The sequence below is a fragment of the Peribacillus sp. TH14 genome, from assembly GCF_016651145.1.
Lineage (GTDB): Bacteria > Bacillota > Bacilli > Bacillales > DSM-1321 > Peribacillus > Peribacillus butanolivorans.
On the sequence record NZ_JAEKEK010000001.1, the window covers coordinates 471,799 to 493,836 of the forward strand.

The following is a 22,038-nucleotide window of genomic DNA, read 5'->3' on the forward strand; positions in this document are numbered from 1 at the left end:
TTTATCGATGTAAGAAAGCAGGTTTCCGCTTATCTAAGAATGCTGAAACTCCTTCTTTCACATCTTCAGTTTGGAAGATTTCTTCAAAAAGATTTGTTTCAATCTCTAATCCTTGTTCAAGTGTCGATTCGCTTCCTTCATTTATAGCCTTTTTAATTCTCGAAAGCGCCTGAAGTGAATGTCTCGTCATTCGTGAGGCTAAATTTTTTGCCTCTGTTAACCCGCATCCCTGCTCGACGACTTTATTGACGAGCCCTATCTTTTCTGCTTCTTTTGCATTAAGTGAATCACCGGTAAAAAATAATTTCCTTTGCTTTTGCATTCCCAACAAGTCTAGACAAACGCTGTGTACCCCCAGCTCCTGGAAATAAGCCTAATTTCACTTCCGGCAGGCCGATTTGCACCTGTGCTTCGGCTACCCGCAAATCGCAGGCCAGAGCTAGTTCGCATCCGCCTCCTAAAGTCATACCGTTTAAGACAGCAATCGTCGGTTTAGGAAAATGATCAATTTTATTTAAGATTGCATGACTTTCCCTTACAGTTTCTTTCATATTCGGATTTCCCATCATTTGTGGAAATTCTTTTATATCCGCACCTGCAGCAAATGCAATATCGCCTGCACCAGTAATGAGTACTGCTACCGTTTCATTATCTTCTTCAAGCTCAGTAAATACTTCCAACAAACCCTTAAATACATTTTTACTGATTACGTTTAATGGAGGATTATCAATGGTTACAATAGCAAGCTTATTTTCCTTTTCCACTCTCACTAAATTTCTCATTTTTTCACTCCTTTGTTTGGATAGTCATACCAGCCCTTACCTGTTTTCCTTCCTAAATGTCCTTGTTTCACCTTTTCTTCAATACAAACATTTGGTTTATCTTCAGGATTTCCAGTTTCGTCATATCGCTGTTGCATGACGAAATAACTTACATCAATACCTGATAAGTCCATCAGTTCAAACGGGCCGATTGGATGGCTTAATGCTTTTCGACAAATTAAATCGATATCCTTGTAATCAACGATTCCTTCTTCATACAGAAATAATGCTTCACGCTGTAATGCACCTAAAATTCGATTGGCAACAAAACCTGATATTTCTTTCCGTAATAAAATGCCTGTCCTGTTCATTTTCTGAGTTACTTCCATTGCAAGCTTTGCTGTTTCTTCAGATGTTTGATCACTCATGACAACTTCAACACAATCCATTACTAAAGGTGGAAAAAAGAAATGCATATTAATAAACTTATCTGGACGATTTGTCACACCCGAAAGGAGACTATTGACGATAGTTGAACTATTAGTCGCAAAAATTGTTTCTGCTGGTGCCAACACCTCTAGTTTGGCGAAGACTTCCTGTTTCACATCAAGTTTTTCTACAATCGCTTCGATGATAAGATCCGCCCGGCTTGCCGCCTTTTCCAAATTGGTAGTATATTGAAGGCGACTGAAGGCTGCCAGTTTACGATCTTCAGTCAATTTTCCTTTTTGGACCCACTTAGCCAAAATATCTTCCAATTTTTCCTTAGCTGTTATTAAAGCATTTTCTTGAACATCCTGGAGAACTGTCTCGAATCCTCCAAGTGCTGCAAGCATCGCAATCTGATGCCCCATCTGGCCGGCTCCAATTACGGTTATAGAATTAATTTGCTTGTTCGGCATAACGTCATTCTCCCTTCTACTAACTAGTTAGTATGTAATTTATCTTCCTTCTTCAATTCCCTGTAAAATCATTCCCATAAAAATCCTTGCCACTTCCTGATCTGTTTTTTCCCCATCTGGATCAAACCAATGATAGCTCCAATTGGCCACACCCAAAATCGCAAACGAGATGATAGATGTATCGAGATTGGAGCGAAACTCTCCACTCTCGATACCTTTTTTAAGCAACTGCTCAATTCTATTACGGAATTCATCACGCTTAGGAAGGATCTGAGCCAGTTTTTCTTCACTTAGATTTTTCATTTCACGAAAAAAGACCGTAGCGCTTGATTTTTTTGTTTTGATACTCTTTAAAAGCATATAAACCATTTCGAAAAGCTTATCTTTGCAGCTTTTTTCAAGAACCTGAATGATTTTTTCCTGCTCATTTAGGAGCTCATCTATGTAAGCCAGATGAATATCCATAAGCAACTGTTCTTTGCTCGTAAAGTAATAATAAAACGTTCCCTTCGTCACACCAATCGATTCAACAATATCCTGAATAGACGTCTCACTAAAGCCCTTCTTTTCGAATAAACGTATGCTATTTTCTGTCATTTTTTCTTTCATGTAAGCATCCTCGCATTCTGTTTAAAATTTCAGGTGAATTGATATCATACGCTTTCGTATTATCAAGCCATATTATTTTTTAGAAAATTCTTCTCTTAAAGCTCGCCTTAAAATCTTTCCGACGTTTGTTTTCGGAAGCACTTCACGAAATTCTACAAGTTGCGGGACCTTATAGGCCGATAGGTTTGCACGGCAATAATCGATGATATCCTGTTCGCTTGCCTTCTGATTACTTTTAAGAACAAGCACTGCTTTAACGGACTCTCCTCTATAGGTATCCGGAACTCCGATAACAACCGCTTCCTGAACAGCTGGATGTTCATAAAGCACTTCTTCTACATCACGCGGATAAATATTATAGCCACTTGCAATAATCAAATCTTTTTTCCTGTCGACAATATAGAGATACCCGCCTTCATCAACCTTGGCAATATCACCTGTATAAAGCCAGCCATCCTTCAGAGTCACCGCCGTTTCCTCAGGCATATTCCAATAACCTTTCATCACTTGCGGTCCTTTGATAATTAACTCTCCCATTTCACCCGTAGCTACTTCCTTTGTTCCGTCTCCTAGATCCACCACTTTATAATCAGTGGAAGGGAAACCAATCCCGACACTACCGGTCTTTCTTTCAGCAAATATAGGGTTACAATGCGTTGATGGGGAAGCTTCCGAAAGACCATAGCCTTCCATTATTTTCGCCCCTGATTTTCGTTCAAACTCACGAAGCAGTTCCATCGGCATCGGGGCACTCCCGCTGTTACAGACCCGAATCGAACCCATACCGTATTCTTCAGCCTTAGGGTGGTTCGTTAACGCGACGTACATAGTAGGTACACCAGGGAAAATGGTAGGCTGTTCACGCTTAATTGTTTCTAATACTTCCTCTATTTCAAACCGTGGCAGTATAATTGAATCACCCGCAATATACACCGATAAATTCATTGCAGACGTCATTCCAAACACATGAAAAAGTGGTATGACCGTCAGAGTTCGTTCACAACCTATTTTTAGTTCATGCTTGAAGAACTCATAAGATTGAACTACGTTTGCCAGAATATTGCTGTGTGTCAGCATTGCACCCTTCGAACGTCCCGTTGTGCCTCCTGTATACTGAAGTACGGCTATATCATTTCCCGGATCAATTGTTACTGGAGTAATGTTGCCATCGCCTGTTTTTATAAATTGATCAAATGAAATATCAGGTTGGAAATCTGCATCAGATGGTTGTAGGCTGACTACTATAATATTTTTCACATTTACATTCTGCTGCACACTTTTCACTTTTGGATATAGTCCGTCTAACACCACAATTGTTTCGGCACCAGAGTCCTGTAAAATATGCTGCAACTCTCTTTCAACCAACATTGGATTGATTTGTGTAATAATGGCACCTGTAGTCAATGAGCCATAGTAAGCTATGACGTATTGCGGACAGTTAGGGAGCATTATTGCTACACGATCACCCTTTTGGACACTCTTTTGTTGAAGAGCTGAAGCGAAAGCTTGTGATGCAAAGAAAAGCTCCTGATAAGAAATCTTTCGACCATAAAAAGTAATTGCTGTATTGTTTGGATAGGACTGAAATGTGTTTTTAAGGATCTGCTGCATCGGAAACTCAGGAACTTTTATTTCCTTAGGTATTGAATCAGGATACATTGACAGCCACTTTTTTTCATTCATCATTACATACCCTCCAGCCATATTTAATTACTTTTCATTACATTGCATGCGAACCCCCATCAACTATTAAGATATTCCCCGTCACATAATCGGAGGCTTTCGAGGCTAGGAAAATCGCAGCTCCTTTTAAATCATCATCACTCCCTAACCTTTTAAGCGGAGTGGATTCCAAGATAGGATTTTTTCCTTTCTCAAGAACGCCTTTGGTCATTTTTGTCGGAAAGAATCCAGGTGCTATCGCATTTACATTAATATTATGCTGGCCCCATTTAACGGCTAAATCCTTTGTTAAGGTAATTACTGCCCCTTTGCTCGTATTATAGCCGACTGTATCAAGGACCCTTGGGTCCGTCCCGCCAAGTCCCGCGACAGAAGCAATGTTTATGATTTTTCCATACCCCTGATCGATCATGATCCTACCTACAGTCTGACTCATGATGAAGGTTCCAGTCACATTGACATTCATTACCTTCTGCCAGGCTTCAAGGGGCATATCAACGGCAGGAGCTCCCCAGGATGCCCCGCTATTATTTACTAAAATATCTATAGATCCGAATGCTCTGTAAGTTACGTTCACTACTTCCTGTACATCTACCGGGTTGGTAATATCACATTTGATGGAAAGCGCCCTCACTCCCAGCTTCTCGATATGCGATGCAACTTCATCACATGCCTCCTTCTTTCTGGAACAAAGAACCACATTGGCCCCTGCTTCGGCAAAGCCAGTCGCTATTTGTTCTCCAAGCCCTCTTCCTCCACCTGTAATAATCGCTGTCTTTCCGGTTAAATCAAATAGATCAGTCGCTTTCATATTTTCACCTCATGCTTTTGGTGTTTGCGAAGTTCAATTTTAGCGATTTGCGAACGGTGTACCTCATCCGGACCATCGGCAAGCCTCAATGTCCTGGCATTTGCCCAATGAGCCGCAAAAGGGAAATCATCAGATATACCTGCTGCGCCAAACCCTTGGATGGCACGATCCAGCACTTTTAATGCCATGTTAGGTGCAACCACTTTTATCATGGCAATTTCCGCCTTCGCTTCCTTGTTTCCTACAGTATCCATCATATATGCAGCTTTTAAAGTCAAAAGCCTGGCTTGCTCAATTTCAATACGGGAATCTGCCACCCATTCCATAATCACACCTTGTCTCGCCAAAGGTTTTCCAAAAGCGACACGATTTTGAATACGCTTACATAATTCTTCAAGCGCTCTTTCTGCAGCTCCGATAAGCCTCATACAGTGATGTATTCTTCCAGGACCAAGCCTTCCTTGAGCAATAGCAAACCCTTTCCCTTCACCCAAAAGAATATTCTCGCTTGAGACCCTCACGTTTTCAAAAGTTATTTCAGCATGTCCATGAGGTGCATGATCATAACCGAAAACAGGGAGCATTCTCTCAATTTTGACTCCCGGTGTATCCAGCGGTACGAGAATCATAGATTGTTGTTCATGCTTAGAGGCGTCTGGATCGGTCTTACCCATAACAATAGCAATTTTACATCGTGGATCACCAGCTCCAGAAGACCACCATTTCCGACCGTTTATTACATATTCACTACCGCTTTTTTCAATTCGGCACTCAATATTGGTTGCATCAGAAGATGCCACTTCTGGCTCTGTCATTGAAAAGCATGAGCGGATTTCCCCAGCAAGCAACGGCTTCAACCAGCGCTCTTTATGTTCATCAGTACCATAACGAACCAATACTTCCATATTCCCAGTGTCAGGCGCATTACAGTTAAAAATTTCGGGTCCTATCATCGATCTTCCCATAATTTCACAAAGCGGCGCATATTCAAGATTGGTTAAACCAGCTCCATAATTGCTTTCCGGTAAAAATAAATTCCAGAGTCCTTCTTCCTTTGCTTTTGCAGTTAATTCAGATAAAACCGGCGGTATTTCACTCCAGCGGCTTTTCTGTTTTTCGAGCTGCTTATGATACACCGATTCATTTGGGTATACGTATTTCTCCATAAATTCTGTTAACTTCTTTTCCAGATTTTTTACTTTTTGTGTATGTTCAAAGTTCAAATTAATTCCTCCCTTTCAACTCACTAACCGGTTAGTATGTTAACTTTCTTTTTACAGTATACAACTATTTTTCCTTTTTTTTCAATTATTAAATAAATTAATTTCCTGCTAATCCACTTCCTTGCTTCAGAACATCCATATCTCTTGGTTCAACTATCGGGAAGACACAAACGATTTTCGTACCTTTTTTTAGTTCGCTAGTAATGAATACTTTACCACCATGTTTCTCAATGATTTTAAAACATACTGAAAGTCCTAATCCTGTTCCCGTTGATTTCGTAGTGAAGAATGGTTCACCAACTTTTTGAAGAGAGTTTTCTGGAATCCCCTCCCCCTCATCCAAAATGCTTATATAAACTTCATTGTCTTTTTCATATATATTCACAAAAATATTTCCGCCATCTGTCATCGATTCAATGGAGTTTTTTATAAGGTTTATTATTACTTGTTTGATTTGATTTTCATCACAATATATATAAATCGACTGTTCATTATAATTTTTATGAATTTGAATATTATTAAGTACGGCATTGGTTTCCAACAAAGTAATCACATGATTGCAGGTTTTTTTATATCTTTCTTAAGAAACTCCTCTTCACTTGGCTTGGAAAGCAGCAATAGTTCATTTAGGACTTGCTCGATTCGATTTATTTCCGAAAAAATAATGTCATAGTATTCCTGTTTATCGGCACCCCCGTCTCTGATCAGTTTTACAAAACCTAAAATCGCTGTCATGGGATTTCTAACTTCATGAGCAATCCCTGCAGCAAGTTGGGCAGCCGTAGATAATTTACTGGAAGTAATCGCTAAATTTTCATTCAAACTTACAAGCTTTTCCTCTGCATGCTTCCGTTCATTAATTTCTGATAATATTCCTGCCGTTCCGATGAATTTCCCTGCCTCGTCATGAATTAATTTGACAAATGCTTCGACCCAGGTCGTCTCCTTTTTCGAATTATTCAATTTAATATCCACACGAAAATATTTTTTTCCTTGATGAAAGGATTCTGCAAACGTTTTCAAAACTTCTTGATACGATGTATTATCCATACTTTTAGAAAAGTGAAGCCCGAGAGTTTCGTTAACAGTAGTACCACTCATCAATTTCCAGGCAGGATTTAAATATAGCCATTTTCCTTTCTCATCTGTTTGGAATATAACTTCATTGAAGCTATTGACCAATTCTTTCGAGTACTTAGAGAAAATTCGATAACGCCCTTCACTATCCTTCAATAACTCAATCATTTTTCGGTTTTTATCATAGGTAGCGCCTAATAACCAAGCTATAGATACAATTGCGACTATATATATTCCTGCAAAGGTGGAAACTTTATGTACTTCAAAATACATCCATCCTATAAATGGCAATATTAATATAAAAAATAGTGCAGGAACAAAAATCCTTCCAACGTATTTCTTTATTTCCTCCACCTCCTTACCAAAATAATTAAAAAAATAATCGATTAAATTCCAGCAAGTTAGGATTTGAATTTAGCATATACCTTACATTAAAATGGTAATTAATTATCTTATAGGTACATTTCAACATAATTACTTCGATTCCTGCAAACAACTCAAAAAACCTTTCCACAATGGAAAGGTCTCTGATATAGCTAAAACATTATCCAATAATGACGCGTTCTTTTGGATAATGGTAATTCTCCGTAACTTCTTTATGACCAATGATATAGAGAAGGGACGTAATCCCGACCCGGCCAATAAACATGATAATCATAATTACAATTTTACCGATATTACTGAGTTCGGGAGTGATACCCATTGAAAGACCCACAGAACCGAAAGCCGAACATACTTCAAAAATGATTTGCATCAAAGTAAAATTCTCAGTAATTGCTAAAATGAATACTGCCATAATGCATAATAGGGATCCCATGATCATAACTGCTGTCGCCTTACGAATATCATCAGGATGAATCTCGCGTTTGAATACTTTAATAGATCGCCTTCCCCTCATAAAATTCCATAAAAAGAGAATCATTATAGCCAGGGTTGTTGTCCGGATACCTCCTCCCACTGAGCTAGGAGATGCTCCAATAAACATCAATATGCTCATCAATAAAAGGGTTGGTTCCGAGAAATCGCTCACATTCATCGTTGTTAGGCCACCACTTCTCGTATTCGAAGACATAAATAGAGAGTAGAAAAATGATTCATGCCAGCTCTTATCTTTTAAAAACCCGTTCATCTCTAGCAGGAAGATAAGGATAGTTCCCCCAATTATAAGACACAAGAAAGTGACTGATGTCAGTTTTGTAAACAAAGAAAAATGAAACTTATAAGTACGTGCACTATTGGATACAAATTCTTTCAACTCAATTAAAACCGGAAATCCAATTGCTCCAAGGGTAAGTAGGATAATCGTGATAAACTGTACAAAATAATCGCCTTTAAATGGAATCATTGAAATACCGGTAATATCAAAACCAGCATTCGTGGTGGCACTTACAGCTAAAAATAAGCCATTTAAAAAGGCTTCTTTCCAGTTTGGATAATAATTCAGAAAGTAAATGCCTAAAACAAGAGCCCCAATCATTTCAATTACGACAAATATCTGAATGATTTGAATCAATAATTTAACAAGCCCCGATAGATTCGATTGGTTTTGATCGGTCATGATCAATTGTCTTTCCTTCAAGCCGATTTTCTTACCCAAAATCAACCAGAAAAAGGTTCCAAGTGTCATAATGCCAATACCACCAAATTGGAGAACAAACATTAGAATGAAATAGCCTACCTCATTAAACACTTCGGGCATACTAACAACTGTTAGACCTGTCACACTAACTGCACTTACGGCTGTGAATAAAGCATCCATGAATCCCCATTTTACGCCTGGCTTAAGAGCAACCGGCAGACTCAACAGTATGGTCGAGATACTGACAGCTAAAAAGTAATAACCGACGATAAGCTGTGCTGGTGTTAATTTTGCTAATAGTTTTTTGATAGCAAACATACAGAGTTTTCCTTTCTTACTCCTTTATAATTATGTGAATCACATAACCATTAAAAATCTAGTGTACCCTTTTTTCATTCTTTTTTCCATTCTCTTTTGAAACTGTCTTACTTGCAACAATAAGGCAGGTTTACCAATAAGTTTGATACTGCTTACATAAGTAAAACTCCTTTTTCTACTTATACTATCATTACAGCGGCAAAAGCCGTTGAAAACGTAAAGGGGAGATTCAAATGGCTAACAGCAGTAACAACCTTCTTGTTCCTGGAATCGAACAAGCACTTGAACAAATTAAATATGAAATAGCATCAGAATTTGGTGTACAATTAGGTTCCGATACATCCGCACGTGCCAATGGTTCAGTTGGTGGAGAAATTACAAAACGTCTTGTTCAGCAAGCTCAATCTCAACTTAAAGGTCAATAAATCCTATTACAATTGAATATCAATGGCTAAGAGTCCAGCTTTTAAGCTGGACTCTTTTTAATATTCCGTTCATTACCGTTTTCTTTATTATTCATTTCCCTCTTATTCCGTTCTGTCTTATTCCGTTCTGTCTTATTGCCCTTTTTAGTTTCGTGCTTTATACGATGGTCTTTACTTTTTTCACTTTCTTTTGCCTTTTCTTTGACTGATGGGTGTCTTTGCTTATCAATTCTCTGTTCAGTCTTTTCATTTGATTTGACCCACTTCCGCTCTTTCGATTGCTTGTCTTTTGAATGGTTGCTATGGTCTCTATTTGATTTCCCGTTCGGTTTTTTGTTTTTTTCTTGAAAGGTATTTTTCTCTTTGTTTTTTTCTTGAAAGGTATTTTTCTCTTTGTTTTTTTCTTGAAAGGTATTTTTCTCTTTGTTTTTTCCGTTATATGGTCTATATGGTCTATATTGTCCATTTTTTTCTTTTTTATCTGATGTTTCCTTCTTTTGCTTATATTGTTTTTGCATTTCCCTTTTTTCGGTTAGTTCGTCTTTGATAACTGTTTTTTCCTTTTTCTCACTTGGAATGTTCACTTTTTCCTTTTTCTCACTTGGATTGTTCACTTTTTCCTTTTCTTGATTCGACTTGTTTTTATTGCTCTGCGATTCTCTCTTCTCTTCCAAGGTTTCGGTATTACCCTCGACATTTTTATCCGTTGCAGGTTCCCTTGTGTTCACTTTAACTTTCTCTTTATCCTCATTCAACTTCTTTTCAACATATTTTCCGGTAGACATGCCTTGTTTCCTAGCCTGCTTCCGATCAGTTTTCGTTGCTTGAATAACTTTCATCTTTGTTTGTGAAACATTTCCCTGCTCTGAAATTTCTTTAATCTCTTCTTTTAAATTCTTATCCAGTTTTTTATCTTTATCCAATAACGTTGTAGAAACAACTATTTGTTTATTTCCTTTCAAATAACCGAGTTTCTTTGTTGTTTCAACAATTCGGTTTGTGACCGTCTTAATTTCTTTACCTTTCCAGTTCGTCAACTTATTAATAACAAGCTTACCATCTTCGTTTAAGCCGGTAAGTTTGAGAACCTCTAATTGATCATTCAGCTCTAGTTCAATACTTGGATTCACATCAATTGTCATATATGCAGAGACATGCTCAGAAGAATACGATGGCAGAATAGAAAAGAGAATCAGAAGGGCAGCTGTTACACTAAGCACCGCCTTTTTTTTGAAAGATAAATGAAAGCTAGAAAAAGATAAAGTTACTTTTGGTTTAAAAGGTGAAAAAGTTATTTCTTCGCCCACTTCATACGTTCTTTCCTGTCTTTTGGTTTTTAGAAACTCGCCTTCGGGGGTTAATAGGGTTACAAAACGCTTATTTATTGAAAGAATAACTCCTTTTTTCATCCATTAATAACCCCTTTTATATAATCATTCAAATACAAAAAATCCCCGTTTATTATTATTGCAACAGCAATGATGTACTTTCGATTCCGTTCGATTGTTTTTCTGCTTACATCTACCTTTCCCTCAAGCTGTTTTACTGGCAGCCGCTTTTTTGTAAACAGGATTTCTTTCAAGTCGTCATCGTCCATTAACAATTTAGCAATCATTATCGCTCCCTTCCTAGCATCTGCATGTTTTGGAGAGTTTTCAACGAGATCATCAAACGACAGACCAAAATCCTGTAGATGGCTTATATAAAGTTGAATTTCTTCTTTTCTTTTTTCTGATTCCTTTTGTATTTCGTATTCCTGTATGGAATTTTCATTATCCAGATATATTTGGCTTTGATCATTTTCTTCGTTTTGAGAAAAATCCAGAATAATTTCTTTGCTTCTTGATTGGCTTCTTAAGTAATCAATAACCCTTCGCTTAACAAGGGTTTCGGCAAATGCCAACAAAGAACGGCCTTTTTCCGGGGAATATTTATCTATCGCCTCATTAAAAGCAATCAATCCAATACTGAATTCATCATCTGATTCGTATATGTAGCGTCTGCATACTGACGAGACGGCTTTGGCTATAAAAGGCTTAAATGATTCTATAATATCGTTACGAAGGCTAATATCGCCTTGTTGAATTTTCAAAACGGTTTCTTCTAAAGAACGCTTTTTTTTGAATGCTGTAAACAACAAACCAAGCATTTGCTCACCTCGCTCCTGTTGAACGGAAAAACGATCAACATATTTATCTTAAGCGGAGGGAGTCTAAAAGACAGTACCAAAAGAACTATTTTTCAATGATATCGAAATCACAAAATATATCCACATGAAAAAATACTTAGTTTTTTCTCGTTTATTACAGTGTAATTACAGTAAAATAACTTTTTTCTAGTTATTTCACAAATCAATGGGGCAATTGTCATTTTTTTTACCCAAATTTAATATTTACTTCTTTTAACATATCGTTCGTAAAAGCGTCTGAATTTTTGTGGGTCACACCCCAAAACCCATATAATGGATTTTGATTTACAATTAAAAAAACCAGGCGCGACTTGCACGCCTGATTTTTTTATGCTTCTTGTATTTGTTTTTCTTTTTCTTTTTCTTTTTTGCTTGAAATGATCCATGCACTTATGACAATACCGATTAATACAACCCAGAAAATCGATTTCCAAAGTGTTGATTCCGGGAAATGGTGATCGATGACAGCTAACGAAGGGTGTGCAAGTGTGTATACCGCTAACTTTACCCCAACCCAACCTACAATTAAAAATGCTCCAGTTTCAAGTGAAGGACGCTGATGAAGCAATTTCACAAATCCATTAGCTGCAAATCGCATAATAATCAACCCGATCATACCACCGAGGAACATTACAGCGAATTGCCCCCCGTCAATTCCGCCAACTTTCATCCAACCTGTTGCAGGAAGTGTAACGGCCAGTGCAACAGCAGCCAACATGGAATCAATCGCAAATGCAATATCAGCAGCCTCTACCTTTACCACTGTCATCCAGAAGCCAGATTGTTTCTTAGGTTTAGTGACTTCCTTCTCACCTTTCCTAGCGTATTTTTTGTAAATATGCTGAAAAGCAATGAAAAGTAAGTAAATGGCACCGATTGCTTGAACTTGCCACACGTCGACAAGAAAGGAAATAAGGAATAAACTTGCAAAGCGGAAAACAAAAGCTCCCATCAGACCGTAAAACAAGGCTTTTCGTTGTTGTTCTTTTGGTAAATGTTTAACCATGACAGCCATAACGACTGCATTATCTGCAGCGAGTATTCCTTCTAATCCAACCAAGATAAGAAGGACCCAGCCATATTCCAATAATATTGATGCTTCCATGCATTCAACCTCCAATAGTTTGTATTTCCCTCGCTATCGGCATTGGCAAAATAAAAAGACCTCTGCCGTATAGGCAAAGGTCTTGCTGAACATGAAAACATGTCAACAAAGCCGATGAATGTCTCCACTCACGTAATGACGACTTTGTTTTAGGGCGAACCCTAACGCTACTCCCCTTTGTAAAAGGAAAATCAGTTATTAAGTATATTAATAGTATACGTGCTAATGGTGAAAATTACAATCTTTTTTTCTATAAGATAAAAATTCTAGAATTTCTATTTTCGTTTTTCCTTGGATATCTTAATTAATTGTAAATATTCTTTACCAAATTGAATCCAGTTGGTTTTTTCAGAAAAGTAGTGTTGGAACAGTGATAAAAACTTCGTATACTTCCCTTCATATGGATACCATTGAATTTCCGAATTCTTTTTTCCATTGTCTTTCATGATTGCTTTTTCATGACAAAAAATCCGCATTCCTTGTTCGCCATGATAACGGCCGATACCACTTTGCTTTGTACCACCAAAGGGTAAGTAATGATTAGCAACAGTAATCAGAACATCATTGATCGTTACCGCTCCTGTCACTAACTGGGATGCTACCCGATTTGCTTTTACCGTATCCATTGTCCAAACGCTCGAATTAAGTCCGTACTCAGTATCATTTGCTAGCCGGACGACCTCTTCCTCCGTATCGAATGGTACAACTGGCAGAACTGGACCGAACGTTTCTTCTTTCATAATTTTCATTGTATGATTGACATTGGACAATATCGTCGGCGGAATAAAATAGGTCTTACCCGTTTTCCAATCATTCGGTGAGGTTCCAGATTCAAGTATGGCACCCTTATTAAGCGCATCCTCTAGGTGTCCAGCAACAATATCAATCTGAGCCGGGAAGGTCATTGAACCAATATCATCCGTTAATCGTGTCCCCTGTTTTAAAGAATTAGACTTTTCTTTAAGCAAAGACAGAAACTCCTTATAAACGGGACGTTCCACATATATTCGTTCAACACTCATACACACCTGCCCGCTATTTGTAAAAGCCCCCCAAAGCGCTCCATTAACAGCCCGTTCCAAGTTCGCATCACGCAGGACAATCATCGGATCCTTTCCACCAAGCTCCAAAGTACTTGGAATTAGCTGTTTTGCTGCAACTTCACCAATTATTTTTCCGGTCCTGACAGAACCAGTGAAAAAAATATAGTCCGGTTTCTGCTCAGTTAATGACGCACCTAAATCTTTCCCTCCATGAGCAAACTGAACGGTCCCCTCTGGAAAACCTGCTTCATGGAATAAATTTTCTATGCACATTCCCACTAAAGGTGTCACCTCTGAAGGTTTGGCAATAACGGTATTCCCACCGGCAAGAGCATTCAGGATCGGGACCATTGCTAGTTGAAGCGGATAATTCCAAGGTGAAATGACGAGAACAGTTCCACGGGGCATATAATCAATATAAGATTTTTTCCCAATTAACATTAATGGTGTGGGAACCTTCTGTCTAGAAAGAGCTTTCACTGCATGTTTTTCAATATGCTTAATTGCATCAATAGTTGGCATGATATCCGCGACAAGCGCTTCAATTTTAACTTTGCCTGTATCTTTTGAAATAACCTCAGCTATTTCATCCATTTTGTTAACCATCAGTAAACGAAGGCGCTTTAAATATTGCAGACGTTCTTTGATAGGAAGTTTTGACCAGGTCTGAAACACTTGTCTTGATTTCGTATATAAATGAGGAATAGACTCCAGTGGCGTTTCATCAAGTTCGGCAATCTTCTCACCTGTTGCCGGAGAATACACTTCCCACTTGGTATGTAATTCTTCCATAACTTCTCCCCTTGTTTTACCTTATTTTAATCTGATACTCTTTATCATTTTTATACCTTAAATAAAAATCAACCATAGCCGGAACACCTTTCCTGAAATTAGGGCAAACGATTCCAGAACCAGCTAAGTCTTTTTGGGCTTCCTTGCTATCAAACCGCCCCTTCCAAGTAAAATAATCCAAGGCTTCTTTTTCAACTCCTAAATAAGCCCGCACCGGACGAATTGATAAAAACGCCTGACTCAATACCATTGGTACATAACCTTTTGGTTTTTTCTTATATAATTCTCCAACAAATAGTTCATAAACTTCAGTAGCCGTACATGGATTAGGATCGGTTAAATGATACGTTTTTCCAGCACTTTCTTTATATAATGCCAGATATGCAGTAGCCTGTATAATATAATCTATTGGAACCAGGTTCACGACTGTTTCCCTTTCTGAAGAAATATATGGAAATAAAGGGAGAAAGCTTAACCGATCAAGAAAATTAAGGATAAAATAGGGTCCATCAAATTTAATTGTTTGCCCTGTTTGAGAATGCCCCTTTACGATACCAGGTCGAATGATGGTAGTCGGAACCTCTTTTTTAAGCTCCTCGACTAATAATTCGGCGTCAAATTTAGTCCGTTCATAATGGTTCTTAAAGCTTTTTGGAAAGACCATTTCATGCTCGTACAGATTTCCTTCCCGGTTACCCGCAACATAAGCCGTGCTAAAATAGGTATATCGCTTAAGTTTAGTTAACCCTTTAACCCATTCATTTACATGTTTCGTACCCACGACATTAACTAGTTGAGCAATTTTTTCAGGGACAGCTAAATCGTATATCGCTGCAAGATGAAAAACATGGGTAATTTCTTGTTGAAGATTATGAATTAAATCAAATGGAATATCCAGATTTTCTTTCGTTATATCGCCTATCACCATTTCAAATACTATTTTTGCTCCATCCAGTTCATTTTCTATAGATTTGATTTCTGCTTCTGCTTTTATCTTTTGTTCAGGCAAAACAAGCAGGTAGATTTTATTTAAGGCATCATCACGCCTTAAAAGCTCCATGATCAACTGATTACTGATGAAACCCGGAAATCCTGTGAATAAATAAACATGCTCCATAGATTATTCCCCCTCAGTTTACCTACCTTGATTGTAAGTTACTTTACATATTATTACTATTTAAATGGAATATAATAGAAAAAAATACTTCCATTTTGAAGGAGTATTTGCATTTTCTATCGAAGGTACCTAGTAGGATTCTTCTTTAAAGAGTAATCTAGTAGATTGTCTATAAATTTATCAGATTAGGGGTTTAATAATAAGATTTAGAGGGTAAATTCATATATTGAATAAAAATTATTATCTATATAGGCGATTTTCCGTTACTATATAAGAAGGCGATTTTTTCGCGCATACATATTTGAGGTGAGCGCACAAGTGAAAAGAATAATTAAAGCATACGACTTCCCTATTTTTATCGCTGTCGTATTACTCTGTCTATTTGGTTTAGTCATGATTTATAGTGCGAGCATGATTACTGCAGTTGCTCGATACGGCCAGTCCATGGATTTCTTCTTTGAGAAACAAAAAATGGCCTTTATCATTTCTTTCTTAGCAATGATTGTGACGATGATTCTTCCTTATAAGATGTACAAAAACAAAAACTTTTTAATGTTAATGATGTTTGGAATGGCAGGTATCCTTTTGATGCTCTTCATCTTTGGCCATACTGCAGGAAATGCCACAAGCTGGTTTAAATTAGGTTCAAAATCTATTCAGCCCGCAGAATTTTCAAAGCTAGTCATGATTATTTACCTGGCTGCCATTTACGGAAAAAGACAGGATCGAATCAATAGTATTGATAAAGCTGTTATTCCTCCGATTTTCTTTTTAGTATTTATTTGTTTTTTAATCGGGATACAACCGGACTATGGAACGGCAGCCGTCATTTTCCTAATTTCAAGTACCATGATCATTTCCTCTGGAATGTCTTTTAAAAGCATCTTCAAACTCTCTTTAATAACACTAGTGTTCGTAGCTATTTTTGCTTTAGGAGTTCTTGTGACAGGTAATTTCTCATCCGTTTTATCTGAAAATAAAGTGTCTCGTTTTACCGGCTTTGCAGACCCTTTTGGTACAGCAGGAGAAGACGGATATCAGCTCGTGAATTCATTGTTCGCAATAGGTTCAGGTGGTGTAACAGGTGTCGGACTTGGGGACAGTGTACAAAAATACGGGTACCTGCCTGAATCACATACAGATTTTATCATGGCCATAATTGCGGAAGAGCTCGGAATATTCGGAGTAGCTTTCGTTCTTTTGACACTCGGTTTTATCGTCTTGAGGGGTTTTGTGCTTTCTGCCAAATGTAAAGATCCATTCGGAAGCCTGCTATTAATCGGCATATCATCCATGATTGGCATTCAAGTAGGCATCAACGTTGGCGGAGTGACTGGGCTTATTCCAATTACCGGGATTACCCTTCCATTTATCAGCTATGGAGGTTCTTCCTTACTACTGCTTATGATTTCAATGGGAATCTTCCAAAATGTCGTAATGCGAATGAATATACTTGAACAGAAAGAAAAGATTACTACCATCCCAAAAGAAGAGATAGCCTCTTCAAAATAAAACTCTAGTTTTTTATCCCCTGGCATTCTGTTTATCAGTATGTTGGGGGTTTTTAATTTACAGCAATTTAACTAAATATAGAATACTGCTGTGTCTGTGATTAATATAACCTGGAATCAAATTCAACTAAAAAACAGGCGGTCGAAATCGACCGCCTGTTTTTTTACTTATAGTGTATCCCGATTTTCGTAAAGCCAGCAATTAAACTAAGTAAAGGACAAAGCAGACAGAAGAATGCAAATGGAGCATATTCCAAGGTTGAAACACCCAATACCTGTGTCAAGAATACACCGCAGACCCCCCAAGGAACCAAAGGATTCACAACTGTTCCCGCATCTTCAAGTACCCTCCCAAGCGTTTTTGGCTGCAAGCCTAAATCTTCATATTTCTGCTGAAAGGCTTTCCCAGGCAGTATAACTGATAAATACTGTTCCCCCACTAGGAAATTCACGCTGATTCCTGCAAATACGGTAGCTGAAATCACTTTCGCTACACTCGTCAATGAATCCTGGACCGCATTTAAAATAGAAGGGATGACCCCTAATTCAAACAATAGTCCGCCCATCGCCAATGCCAACAACACCATCGAAACGGAGAACATCATACTTTCAATGCCGCCCCGCGATAGGATTGAGTCAAGTTGATCCATTCCACTCTTCAGTACAAAACCGCCGTATAAGATATCCGCTAGCTTTGCAACGGTCAAACTTGGCGTTTGTATGAAAGCAATGACAGCGGCCGAAACAATTCCTGCTGACAAAGTCGGAATCGCCGACACCTTTTTCAAAGCCATGACTAGAACGATGACAAACGGAATCAAACTCCATATGCTAATGTTCGTTTCCATTTCCAAGGCTTTTGTCATTGCTTCAACCTCCTCAACACGAGCCAGTTTGACATTCGGTGAAAGGAAATAAAAGATAATAAGTGATATTAAAAAACCTGGAATCGTTGTCCAAAGCATATTATTAATATGTTCAAATAATGGTACTCCAACCGTTCCCGAAGCAAGGTTGGTCGAGTCGGATAATGGAGACATTTTATCCCCAAGAAATGCACCGGAAATGATTGCACCGGCTGTAATCGCCAACGATAAATCCATCGCCGCCGCCATACCTATGAAAGCAACTCCGATCGTGGCTGATGTTGTAAGTGAACTCCCGATACAGAGCCCAATTAGCGAACACACCAGAAATGTGACCGCATAGAAATATTCACCAGAAATCCAGTCAAACCCATAGTACATGATGGTAGGGATTGTCCCGCTTGCCATCCAGATCGAAATTAGCATTCCAATGAAAAAGAATATATAGATAGCTCCCATACCAGAAACTGCACCTTTGACGATAGCCGCCTCCATAATCGAAAATGGCAACTTCTTGAACTTTCCATAAACAAATAGAAATAGGATAGCAGCTATTATTGGAATATGGGGGGCAAGTCCATAATGTATGATACCAGTTGCAATGATTAAGAAAAGAATTGCCAAAACCCCAATTGCTTCAGGTAAGGAGAGTTTTAGCTTTGCATCTTCCAGACGCATGATGTATTTCCCCGCTTTCATGTTGTGTATTCTCTGAGGTAAGGATGGACCTTTTAATTCCTCACAATTGCTGAAACGCTTTTAAGTACTAAAGCACTAGATAAATATAAATGAGTTTCTTAAGATTGTCAAAGGAATAATAATCTTTTTTAGTAGATTTTGATTCTTAATAAAATCGACATTCTTCTCATAAAACGAAAACCCATACTTCGATTAGTACAGGTTCATAAATATCCTAAGATAACAAGGGAAATTACCCCACATTCCCAACGACTGACAGAATCAGCTTCCAAGTTCACCTTCACCAACCATTTCCATTCATTAAAGGCTCCTCTGATACAAAGAACTTTTCTCATAAAATTGAATATCAGTTCTCACGAGTTACATAAATTATTGATAATGAAGTTCCTCCATTAATCTGCTCTTTAGGTGATTTCACATAAGAACAGGTAAATACAGCTATGGATACTTGGCTAAGCTACTATCAAAAAATCTTTCGATATTTAATAATGCTCCAGATAATAAAAAAAGCCCGCGTATATACACGGGCTTCTCCATTATTTCAAATCCATTGGATTATATAATTCCACGTCAGGATTTTTATCCTGGAACCAACGAAGTGCAAACTCATTTTCAAACAGGAATGCGTATTTCTCAAAACGGTCTTTAACTAGTATGCTTCTTGAGCTGTGAAGGTTTTCATCAAGCTTTTCATCTTCGGCCCAGCGAGTGATTTTACTACCCATACGCTCCATCATGACCTCAACATTGTACTCATTTCTCATCCGATGCTCAAATACTTCAAATTGAAGTTGACCAACCGCACCAAGCAGGTATTCTTCCATCCGAACTGTTTTGAAGAGCTGAATGGCCCCTTCTTGTACTAGTTGGTTAATTCCTTTATGGAAATGCTTCTGTTTCATAACGTTTTTAGCTGTTACCCGCATGAATAGTTCTGGGGTAAACTGAGGTAACCGTTCGAACTGAAACATATCTTTACTTGTCGTTATAGTATCACCAATTTGGTAGTTCCCGGTATCATACAAACCAATAATATCTCCGCTTACTGCTTCATTTACCGTGTTCCGATCATCAGCCATGAATTGAGTTGAAGAAGAAAGATTAATTGGTTTACCTGTTCTGCTCAAGTTTACACTCATTCCACGCTCAAATTTACCAGAACAGATACGAAGAAAAGCAATCCGATCACGGTGTTTTGGGTTCATATTCGCTTGAATCTTGAAAATGAAACCAGAAAAATCATTGCTGACAGGACTCATTTCACCTGAAGTTGTCATACGGGCTTGAGGAGCAGGTGCAAACTGCAGATAAGCATCCAAAAACGTCTGAACCCCAAATGTTGTTAAAGCACTTCCGAAAAATACAGGGCTAAGTTTACCATTCGCAATGTTTTCTTCAGAGAATTGGTTCCCCGCTTCCGTCAACAGCATAATTTCTTCTAAAGTTTGCTCATACAACTGTGAATCTTTAAGTTCATGATCCACCTCGAGTTCACCCTCGTCATTCAATGGAAGGAAGCGCTCATCGCCTTCTGTTTTGAACTGTTCGATCCGATTATTAAACCTGTCGTAAATGCCGACAAAATCTTTTCCCATCCCAATTGGCCAGTTCATTGGGTATGTTTCAATGCCCAGTACTTCTTCAAGTTCAGCAAGCAATTCGAGCGGCATTTTCCCTTGGCGGTCCATTTTGTTGATAAATGTAAAAATCGGAATTCCTCTCATCCGGCACACTTTGAATAATTTAACCGTCTGATCCTCGATCCCTTTTGCCGAATCGATAATCATCACGGCGCTGTCAACAGCCATCAATGTACGATATGTGTCTTCACTGAAATCTTGGTGACCTGGTGTATCGAGGATATTCACACGGAAATCATCATAATCAAACTGCATGACTGAAGATGTAACGGAAATTCCCCGTTGCTTTTCAATCTCCATCCAATCACTTGTTGCATATTTCCCTGTTTTTCTAGCTTTAACTGTCCCGGCATCACGAATGGCGCCACCAAACAGTAATAATTTTTCTGTCAAAGTTGTTTTCCCGGCATCCGGGTGGGAGATAATTGCGAAGGTCCGTCGGGATTGAACCTCGTCTTTTAATGTAGTCATAAAATGTTCCTTTCATTATTGGAGTCATCACTAAATATATTTATAGGAAGGCTAATTAGATTTTTCACATTGGAATGTCAACCTTTCTTTGTATGTAAACCAACATACACAATATATGTATGAAAAAATATATCATAAGGCTTAAGCCTTGGCTACTCAGCATTCATTTCAATCAACCTTACTATTTTAACACGATATGAAGGAAAGATGTAGAGGTGAATGAATCACCTTAAGCGGATTTGATGTTATAGCAAAACAAAAGACGCTATATCAGCGCCTCTTATCCAAGTTCATATGGTTATCGTTCATTTACTCATAGTTTAACCAACTTATCTTGCTGTCTTCATTGCTTTTTGATTACGTTTGTTTTTCCAACGTTTCTTTACTTGTCTGAATATTATAGGAGCAGCAAAAACGACAGCTCTTTTTAATAATTTCTTCATTATTGATCAGTCCTTTCTTTCTTATCCTATACCCGAATATCTTTATAAAAAACTTTGATTCCAAGAGTTATTTTTCCTCTTTCAGCTTAAGTAAATCAATACTAGCTTTTGCTTACACCATTTTGACGTGAATTTTTTTACGCCAGGACTAAGGAAAGCTTAGATTCATCTCATTTTCAAGCACCTCATAGTTCAATATAATCCTCCTCATCATTAGGATTGGACCTCTCCCTCATAAAACAACCATAATATTAATTTCCCCAAATGAATATGTATAAATTACATCCTCTTGTTTTATCCTTTATAAAGGTGGGTATATACTAAAAAACTGGAAATTGTTCCAGAAGGTTCCGATACAGAACACCCCAGCTAAATACTTCCAGTAAAGATTCACATATTATCAAGTATCTTCGTATGATATTTCAACTTAAATGAGGGTATTTGATAATGTGTGAAATTGATTTTTTCCTGTAAGGAAAAACAGTCACCATTAATATTTTTAAAATTATTAGGAGGATTCATCGAATGACAGTAACAGGTAAAGTAAAATGGTTTAACAGTGACAAAGGGTTTGGATTTATAGAAGTACCAAACGAAGATGATGTATTCGTACATTTTTCCGCTATTCAGGGCGATGGTTTCAAGACTCTTGATGAAGGTCAAGAAGTACAATTTGAAATTGAAGATGGAAATCGCGGACCTCAAGCTAAGAACGTCATTAAACTATAAAGAATAGAAACCATATGCAAATGGATGCCGCCCAACCTGGACGGCA

General features: G+C 38.0%; 18 protein-coding genes and 1 pseudogene. 3 read left to right on the forward strand and 16 right to left on the reverse strand.

The genetic code is table 11. From position 1 onward, the window contains the following. Position 1 precedes the first annotated feature (1 nt). The 9 genes and pseudogenes from JFU50_RS02445 to JFU50_RS02485 all read right to left on the reverse strand — a co-directional run bounded on the left by JFU50_RS02445 (position 2) and on the right by JFU50_RS02485 (position 8,963). Positions 2 to 782, reverse strand: a pseudogene (locus tag JFU50_RS02445) (enoyl-CoA hydratase/isomerase family protein). Continuing rightward, positions 779 to 1,663 (reverse strand): 3-hydroxyacyl-CoA dehydrogenase family protein, encoded by an 885-nt coding sequence (locus JFU50_RS02450; protein WP_201181667.1) that lies wholly within the window; start codon positions 1,661 to 1,663, stop codon positions 779 to 781. Before JFU50_RS02450 ends, JFU50_RS02445 begins: the two are co-directional and overlap by 4 nt. A 39-nt stretch (positions 1,664 to 1,702) precedes the next feature. Then, on the reverse strand, positions 1,703 to 2,272 hold the full coding sequence (locus JFU50_RS02455) for a TetR/AcrR family transcriptional regulator (protein ID WP_201181668.1): 570 nt from the start codon (positions 2,270 to 2,272) through the stop codon (positions 1,703 to 1,705). 72 nt (positions 2,273 to 2,344) lie between these two features. Beyond that, positions 2,345 to 3,955 (reverse strand): long-chain-fatty-acid--CoA ligase, encoded by a 1,611-nt coding sequence (locus tag JFU50_RS02460; protein WP_274606932.1) that lies wholly within the window; start codon positions 3,953 to 3,955, stop codon positions 2,345 to 2,347. A gap of 37 nt (positions 3,956 to 3,992) precedes the next feature. Continuing rightward, entirely contained in the window at positions 3,993 to 4,766 is a 774-nt protein-coding gene (locus JFU50_RS02465) for an SDR family oxidoreductase (protein ID WP_201181671.1), read from the reverse strand. After that, on the reverse strand, positions 4,763 to 5,989 hold the full coding sequence (locus JFU50_RS02470; protein WP_057213375.1) for an acyl-CoA dehydrogenase: 1,227 nt from the start codon (positions 5,987 to 5,989) through the stop codon (positions 4,763 to 4,765). The genes JFU50_RS02465 and JFU50_RS02470 overlap by 4 nt, the downstream gene beginning before the upstream one ends. Before the next feature lie 97 nt (positions 5,990 to 6,086). Beyond that, positions 6,087 to 6,542 carry an ATP-binding protein gene (locus JFU50_RS02475; RefSeq protein ID WP_201221553.1) on the reverse strand — a complete coding sequence of 152 codons (456 nt, stop codon included), beginning with the start codon at positions 6,540 to 6,542 and terminating at the stop codon, positions 6,087 to 6,089. Further along, complete coding sequence (locus JFU50_RS02480) at positions 6,539 to 7,339, reverse strand: histidine kinase dimerization/phospho-acceptor domain-containing protein (RefSeq protein ID WP_201221555.1); 801 nt, start codon at positions 7,337 to 7,339, stop codon at positions 6,539 to 6,541. Before JFU50_RS02480 ends, JFU50_RS02475 begins: the two co-directional genes overlap by 4 nt. A gap of 271 nt (positions 7,340 to 7,610) precedes the next feature. After that, positions 7,611 to 8,963 carry a TrkH family potassium uptake protein gene (locus JFU50_RS02485; protein ID WP_201181675.1) on the reverse strand — a complete coding sequence of 451 codons (1,353 nt, stop codon included), beginning with the start codon at positions 8,961 to 8,963 and terminating at the stop codon, positions 7,611 to 7,613. Positions 8,964 to 9,196: 233 nt separating this feature from the next. On the opposite strand from JFU50_RS02485, the gene JFU50_RS02490 reads away from it, so the two are divergent. Next, a complete protein-coding gene (locus tag JFU50_RS02490; protein WP_034314196.1) occupies positions 9,197 to 9,388 on the forward strand; it encodes an alpha/beta-type small acid-soluble spore protein in 192 nt (63 codons plus the stop codon). Between the two features lie 41 nt (positions 9,389 to 9,429). Here JFU50_RS02490 and JFU50_RS02495 read toward each other — a convergent pair whose 3' ends face one another. The 5 genes from JFU50_RS02495 to JFU50_RS02515 form a co-directional block, all read right to left on the reverse strand. Next, complete coding sequence (locus JFU50_RS02495; protein WP_201221557.1) at positions 9,430 to 10,797, reverse strand: anti-sigma factor domain-containing protein; 1,368 nt, start codon at positions 10,795 to 10,797, stop codon at positions 9,430 to 9,432. Next, the gene (gene sigI / locus JFU50_RS02500; RefSeq protein ID WP_201181679.1) at positions 10,794 to 11,537 is read right to left on the reverse strand and encodes an RNA polymerase sigma factor SigI; all 744 of its coding nucleotides are present in this window, start codon (positions 11,535 to 11,537) and stop codon (positions 10,794 to 10,796) included. The genes JFU50_RS02495 and sigI overlap by 4 nt, the downstream gene beginning before the upstream one ends. 367 nt (positions 11,538 to 11,904) lie before the next feature. Next, positions 11,905 to 12,681 carry a TerC family protein gene (locus JFU50_RS02505; RefSeq protein WP_201181680.1) on the reverse strand — a complete coding sequence of 259 codons (777 nt, stop codon included), beginning with the start codon at positions 12,679 to 12,681 and terminating at the stop codon, positions 11,905 to 11,907. Between the two features lie 275 nt (positions 12,682 to 12,956). Beyond that, positions 12,957 to 14,516 (reverse strand): aldehyde dehydrogenase family protein, encoded by a 1,560-nt coding sequence (locus JFU50_RS02510; RefSeq protein ID WP_201221559.1) that lies wholly within the window; start codon positions 14,514 to 14,516, stop codon positions 12,957 to 12,959. 16 nt (positions 14,517 to 14,532) lie between these two features. Further along, on the reverse strand, positions 14,533 to 15,633 hold the full coding sequence (locus JFU50_RS02515; RefSeq protein WP_201221561.1) for an SDR family oxidoreductase: 1,101 nt from the start codon (positions 15,631 to 15,633) through the stop codon (positions 14,533 to 14,535). A 318-nt stretch (positions 15,634 to 15,951) separates the two neighbouring features. On the opposite strand from JFU50_RS02515, the gene JFU50_RS02520 reads away from it, so the two are divergent. Next, on the forward strand, positions 15,952 to 17,145 hold the full coding sequence (locus JFU50_RS02520) for an FtsW/RodA/SpoVE family cell cycle protein (protein ID WP_313889033.1): 1,194 nt from the start codon (positions 15,952 to 15,954) through the stop codon (positions 17,143 to 17,145). Between the two features lie 163 nt (positions 17,146 to 17,308). Here JFU50_RS02520 and nhaC read toward each other — a convergent pair whose 3' ends face one another. Further along, a complete protein-coding gene (gene nhaC, locus JFU50_RS02525; protein ID WP_242486115.1) occupies positions 17,309 to 18,709 on the reverse strand; it encodes a Na+/H+ antiporter NhaC in 1,401 nt (466 codons plus the stop codon). A gap of 536 nt (positions 18,710 to 19,245) precedes the next feature. After that, positions 19,246 to 20,820 carry a peptide chain release factor 3 gene (locus JFU50_RS02530; RefSeq protein WP_053345100.1) on the reverse strand — a complete coding sequence of 525 codons (1,575 nt, stop codon included), beginning with the start codon at positions 20,818 to 20,820 and terminating at the stop codon, positions 19,246 to 19,248. Between the two features lie 968 nt (positions 20,821 to 21,788). On the opposite strand from JFU50_RS02530, the gene JFU50_RS02535 reads away from it, so the two are divergent. Next, on the forward strand, positions 21,789 to 21,992 hold the full coding sequence (locus JFU50_RS02535; protein ID WP_201181683.1) for a cold-shock protein: 204 nt from the start codon (positions 21,789 to 21,791) through the stop codon (positions 21,990 to 21,992). The last annotated feature ends 46 nt before the right edge of the window (positions 21,993 to 22,038 follow it).